4 protein-coding genes are annotated in these 5,211 nt (G+C 67.3%); 3 read left to right on the top strand and 1 reads right to left on the bottom strand.

Annotated elements, in window-relative coordinates; translation table 11 throughout:
• Positions 1–110 precede the first annotated feature (110 nt).
• The gene (locus RHOFW104R8_RS11190) at positions 111–770 is read right to left on the bottom strand and encodes a glutathione S-transferase family protein (RefSeq protein WP_068094729.1); all 660 of its coding nucleotides are present in this window, start codon (positions 768–770) and stop codon (positions 111–113) included.
• Positions 771–1,025: 255 nt separating this feature from the next.
• Here RHOFW104R8_RS11190 and RHOFW104R8_RS11185 point away from each other — a divergent pair, with 255 nt between their 5' ends.
• The 3 genes from RHOFW104R8_RS11185 (at position 1,026) to cycA (ending at position 5,129) form a co-directional block, all read left to right on the top strand.
• The gene (locus RHOFW104R8_RS11185; RefSeq protein WP_235604413.1) at positions 1,026–2,186 is read left to right on the top strand and encodes a GGDEF domain-containing protein; all 1,161 of its coding nucleotides are present in this window, start codon (positions 1,026–1,028) and stop codon (positions 2,184–2,186) included.
• A 486-nt stretch (positions 2,187–2,672) separates the two neighbouring features.
• Positions 2,673–3,572 (top strand): cytochrome c, encoded by a 900-nt coding sequence (locus tag RHOFW104R8_RS11180; protein WP_068094732.1) that lies wholly within the window; start codon positions 2,673–2,675, stop codon positions 3,570–3,572.
• 159 nt (positions 3,573–3,731) lie between these two features.
• Positions 3,732–5,129, top strand: coding sequence for a D-serine/D-alanine/glycine transporter (gene cycA / locus RHOFW104R8_RS11175; RefSeq protein ID WP_068094736.1), 1,398 nt, complete (start codon positions 3,732–3,734; stop codon positions 5,127–5,129).
• Positions 5,130–5,211 lie beyond the last annotated feature (82 nt).

Raw genomic sequence — 5,211 nt, 5'->3', positions numbered from 1 at the left:
CGGCTACGCCTGATGATCCATAGCCGAGAGCTATCGACCGGCATCGGAGGGGCGCATTCTCAACACCCTGCTAAGGCAGGTATCCATTGCGCCGGTTCGGTCGCGTCGGTTCAGTCGCGATCCGGTGCGCCGAGCGGGAAGAGCGGGCGATAGGGGCGCGCCTCGTCGACCGCCCGCGCGAACGACGGCCGGGCCAGCAGGCGCTGGCGATACGCCTTCAGGTGGGCGTATTGCGCCGGGATCGGGTGTGTCCAGTCGGCGTAGAACAGCGCCGGCGCGGCGGCGCAGTCGGCGAGGCTGAAATCCTTGCCGGCCGCCCAGGGGCGCGCGGCCATCACGCCGTCCAGCCACGCATAGGCGGTGTCGAGCATGCCGCGCGCCTCGGCCATGCCACAGGGATCACGGTCGGTTTCGGCGCGCAGGGCGTTGAACACGATCCTTCCCTGCGGCGTGGACACGTACAGATCGAAGAAGCGGTCCATGGTGCGTGCCTCGAGTGCTGCGTCGGCGTCGGCGGGGATCAGCCGCACCGGCCCGGGATGATGCCGCGCCAGGTACTCGATGATGATGCTCGACTCGATCACCGTGCGGTTGCCGTCCGCCAGCACGGGGAATCGCTTCAGCGGCCACAGCGCGGCGAACTCCGCCATCAGCGCGGGATCGTCCGGCGTGAGCAGGCGCCACTCGAACGGCGTGCCGTTTTCGTAGAGTGCGACCAGCACCTTCTGGCAGTAGGAAGAGAAGGGGTGGGCGTAGAGCTTGAGCGTCATGCCTGGCGGCCTCGTGCGTGGGGTTCTGCCGATGCGACGAACGGGCGCGTGCGATATCGACATGCCGGCCCCGAGTGGCCGCCACTGCCGGCAGGAACTGCCGGAAGCCGGTGCCGGGACGGTACGCCGGGGACGCGGCCGGCCGCGTCCTCCCCGGCCACCGTGTTAACTTGGGCGCGGTGTCAGCCCGAACGTCCCGCGTGCGCACGACGGAAGCGGCACGCTGACTCCGCTTCGCGGGTCCGTATCACGGGAATGGGCATACACTTCGATCTTTTCACGCTCGGCGTCATCGGCGCGGCCATCGGCATCGCCATCTCGATCAGCTTCACCCTGCTCGGCCTGGTGCTGCGCGGCCTGCCGGCGCTGCGCATCTGGGCCAGCGCGTTCTGGGTGCTGACCGTCGCCGCGCTCGCCCAGGGGCTGAACGAAAACGGCAGCGTGCTCTCGACGATCGTCGGCAGCGGCATGATCGCGCTGGCCAATGCGCTGATGCTGATGGGTATCGCCATCCACCTGCGCTACCCGCTGCGCTGGCGCTGGCCGCTGGCGGTCGTCGGGTTGTTCGTCGCCTGCCAGGTCTGCGTTTACCTGTGGCCGCCGACGCAGACGGTCTCGGCGCTGATGTTCGGCGCGTACAGCGTGGTCTGGGACGTGTGGATGATCTGGGTGCTGTTGTGGCGCTCACCGCGCGACATGCGCAACACCTGCGGCTTCACCGCCCTGATCTTCGCCATCGACGCGGTCTTCTACCTGCTGCGTTCGGTGGTGGTGCTGTTTCCGCGGCTGTTGGCGCACACGCCGCTCGACGAACTGCTCACCACCTGGAATTACCTGTTCGGCATCCTGTCCTCGTTCCTGCTCAGCACCGGCTTCACCCTGATGCTGGCCGAGCGGCTGACCCTGGACCTGCGCCGGCTGGCACGCACCGACGGGCTCACCGGCCTGCTCAACCGCAGCGCGTTGATCGAGGCGGGCGGCCGCCTGGTCGAGGCCTGCCGCGCGCGCGGGCAGGCGTGCAGCGTGCTGATGTTCGACCTGGATCATTTCAAGTCGATCAACGACGGCTGGGGCCACGCCGCGGGCGACGCGGTGCTCAGCCATTTCGTCGGGGTGATCCGCGACCTGGGCCTGCCTGACGGCAGCCTGTTTGCGCGTTACGGCGGCGAGGAGTTCGCGTTGGTGCTGCCCGCCATCCAGCCCGCGCACGCCGGCCTGCTGGCCGAGCGCATGCGTGCCGCCGTGGCGGCGAAGCCGGCGGCGTTCGGCGGCCGCGCCATCAACATCACCACCAGCGTCGGCGGAGCCACCGCCACCGGTGCGGATTTCGAACACCTGATCAGCGCCGCCGACGTCGCGCTGTACCAGGCCAAGCATCAGGGCCGCAATCGGGTAGCCTGGAATCCGGGGGCGTAGAGGGACCGAGGCAAGGACGAGTTCGTTTTCCGTCTCGGGAATATCAACCGGACTGCATGTCCCCGACGCGCCTGCACCTGACCCGGCAACCGCGGCGTTTTCGCTCCCGTTGCAACGATTGTCAGACTGCATTTCCGTCCCGCAAGGGGATTTCCTTCAGTCATGAACGGTCTTGTTGAGCCAATGCCGCCGACTCGGACCTGTGTATAAACCGCACCCGAAGACCGCGTTCGTTCATCGGACTGTCCGGCGCCCGGGGATCGGCCGAAACACGTTGGGACGTCCAGAATGCTGGTCAGGTTCTCTCCGGGTGGGGCTGCCCCCGTTGTTACCGCTTCACGCTGGCGTGGAACCGGTTCATGCCATGGCGGCGACCACGATGGCGCGCCGGCTGGGGCCTTACGCCTGCCCAAGATTCCGATGGCGCGGCATGGGACATCGCGCTAGCCTGCGCGCTTCCGCAGAGGGAATGGGGAAGGGGGCTTTATGCGCAAGGCATGGAAGTGGCTTGGCCGCCTGGTGGTCGTCGTGCTCGTGTTGCTGGTGGCGGTGCTGCTCTCGGCTTATGTGCTGAGCGAGCGGCGCATGGCCAAGGTGTACCGGGTCGATCCGCCGGTGCCGGCGGTTCCGACCGATGCGGCGGCAGTCGGGCGTGGTGACCACATTGCCGCGATCCGCGGTTGCAAGGACTGCCATGGCCCAGACCTGGGTGGCGCCACCTTCATCGATGATGCGCTGTTTGCCCGCCTGTCGGGCAGCAACCTGACGCCCGGCGGTGCGGGCGGCAAGCTCAGTGACGTGGACCGGGTTCGTGCGATCCGACATGGCGTCGCACCGGACGGTCGCTCGCTGCTGTTCATGCCGGCGCAGGACTTCAATGGCATCAGCGGCGAGGACCTGGGCGATCTGCTGGCCTATCTGCACAGCGTGCCGGCGGTCGGACGCACGCCCCCGGTGAACCGCGTGGGTCCGCTGGGACGCATCTTGTTCGTGGCCGGCAAGGTGCCGCTGCTGCCAGCGGAGGTCGTCGATCATTCGGCCCGGCCGACCCGGCCGCCGGCGGTCGGGCCGACTGCCGCGTACGGCGCCTACCTGGCGATGGGTTGCGCCGGCTGCCACGGCGCGGGTTTCTCCGGTGGGCATATCCCCGGTACGCCGCCGGACTGGCCCGACGCCGCCAACCTCACGCCGGACCCGAGCGGCCTGGCGAGCTGGAGCGAGGCCGATTTGAGGAAGGCATTGCGTGAAGGCGTGGCGCCGGGCGGCCGGGGGTTGAATACCGACTACATGCCGGTGCGGGTGACCCGGAATTTCACGGACGAGGAGATCAGCGCGCTGTACGCCTACCTCCGCGGCCTGCCGGCCAAGCCGCGCGGGCAGGGTTAGAGACAAGAACGCAAGGCGTTGCGCGGCTTGGATGCCGCCCGCGCGGACCGACTCGAAATGCGGGCGCCTGCCGAAAACTTGCGCAGGCGCACGACGGGAGCTGCACGCCGCGTCCGCTTTTCTGTATGTTGACCCCTTCCCCCCGTCAAGGCGCGCCGCATGACCGCATCGCTGGAACACCCGGACCACCTGAGGCGCAGCCTTTCCAACCGGCACCTGCAACTGATCGCCATCGGCGGCGCGATCGGCACCGGCCTGTTCATGGGTTCGGGCAAGACGATCAGCCTGGCCGGGCCGTCGATCCTGCTGGTCTACCTGATCATCGGCGTGATGCTGTTCTTCGTGATGCGGGCGATGGGCGAGCTGCTGCTGTCCAACCTCGAGTACAAGTCCTTCATCGACTTCTCCACCGACCTGCTCGGGCCGTGGGCCGGGTTCTTCTGCGGCTGGACCTACTGGTTCTGCTGGGTCATCACCGCGATCGCCGACGTGATCGCGATCGCCGCGTATGCGCAGTTCTGGTTCCCGGGGCTGGCGCCGTGGATTCCGGCGGTGCTGTGCGTGCTGTTGCTGCTGAGCCTGAACCTGGTGACGGTGAAGCTGTTCGGCGAGCTGGAGTTCTGGTTCGCGCTGATCAAGATCATCGCGATCTGCGCGCTGATCGTGACCGGCTTCGCCCTGGTCGCCTGGGGTTTCCGTTCGCCGTCGGGGCACGTGGCTTCGTTCGCCAACCTGTGGAATGACGGCGGGCTGTTCCCGAAGGGTATGAGCGGCTTCTTCGCCGGCTTCCAGATCGCGGTGTTCGCCTTCGTCGGCATCGAGCTGGTGGGCACCACCGCCGCCGAGACGGCCGACCCGAAGCGCAACCTGCCCAAGGCGATCAACTCGATCCCGGTGCGCATCATCATCTTCTACGTGCTGGCCCTGGTCGCGATCATGGTGGTGACGCCGTGGCGTCTGGTGGAAGCCGGCAAGAGCCCGTTCGTGGAACTGTTCGTGCTGGCCGGCATCCCGGCCGCGGCCAGCCTGATCAACTTCGTGGTGCTGACCTCGGCCACGTCTTCGGCCAACAGCGGCATCTTCTCGACCAGCCGCATGCTGTACGGCCTGGCCGAGGAACAGCATGCGCCGAAGACGTTCGCGCGGCTGTCGCGCGCGGCGGTGCCGTCGCTGGGCCTGCTGTTCTCCTGCTGCTGCCTGCTGCTGGGCGCGGCGATGATCTACCTGATCCCCGACCTGATCACTGCCTTCACCCTGATCACCACGCTGTCGGCGGTGCTGTTCATGTTCGTGTGGTCGCTGATCCTGTTTGCGTACATCGCTTACCGGCGCAAGCGCCCGCAGCTGCATGAGGCGTCGATCTACAAGATGCCCGGCGGCGTAGCGATGTGCTACGCCTGCCTGGTGTTCTTCGTGTTCGTGCTGGTGCTGCTGAGCCTGCAGCCGGATACCCGCGAAGCGCTGATTGCCAGCCCCGTGTGGTTCGTGCTGCTGGGGATCGGCTATGCATGGAAGGGGCGCCAGGCGCGCCGCGCCGTGGCATTGCCCGCCGAGTGATTGGCTTTGTAGATACTGTTATCGAGATCAAGCCCCATGAAGGATTGGGTCGAACGGTTTGCCGGACTTGAGGACGCCGAAG

This window comes from Rhodanobacter sp. FW104-R8, assembly GCF_001617365.1.
GTDB lineage: Bacteria > Pseudomonadota > Gammaproteobacteria > Xanthomonadales > Rhodanobacteraceae > Rhodanobacter.
Note: the sequence above shows the minus strand (reverse complement) of the source record. Positions and strands in the feature narration are given on the sequence as shown.